The following is a 572-nucleotide window of genomic DNA, read 5'->3' as shown; positions in this document are numbered from 1 at the left end:
AATGTTATTTATCGATGATCTCTAGTACGCCATAAAAGCATACCTTAAAGAATAACTACATTACAAGATTTGATTGTTTACGTTTGGGCTTGCTCAAAAGCCGTCAAGCGGGTGAGTGACTGCGCACGTAAACTTTAACCAAACATCAACAAGGTTCACTATATACGCAACTATAAGCGACTTAATTTTTGGGTAAGATAAGCCGTATGCCTTTTATTCCTTTATCTTTTTTAATAATTGGTCATGCAGCAACACAGACAAATAATCGACAGATGAAGTCAGCATTATCCCAAAGGATATAACACCTGTGTAAGCACATTTTTAATGGTCTTAGAAGAGACTACTTTACTCATTAGCTAGGATGTTTTATGAATAATAATATCGATCATACCGACCCAGCCAAAGACATGAATGCTGAGCGTGGCAATGGTGGTGAAACCCATCAGCGCGCAGGCGATGACACCAAAGTATTGACCACCCAACAAGGTGTGGCTATCAGCGACAATCAAAACTCACTAAAAGCAGGCGCACGTGGTCCTACGCTATTAGAAGATTTTGTACTGCGTGAAAAG

Annotated in this window: 1 protein-coding gene; it reads left to right on the top strand. The window is 39.7% G+C overall.

Annotated elements, in window-relative coordinates:
- Window positions 1-407: 407 nt before the first annotated feature.
- Window positions 408-572: catalase (locus ACS8FC_RS19605; protein WP_439298017.1), on the top strand; the 165-nt coding region annotated here is incomplete at its 3' end.

The sequence above is a fragment of the Psychrobacter sp. 1Y4 genome (assembly GCF_051847555.1).
This window is presented reverse-complemented; position numbering and strand designations above follow the sequence as displayed.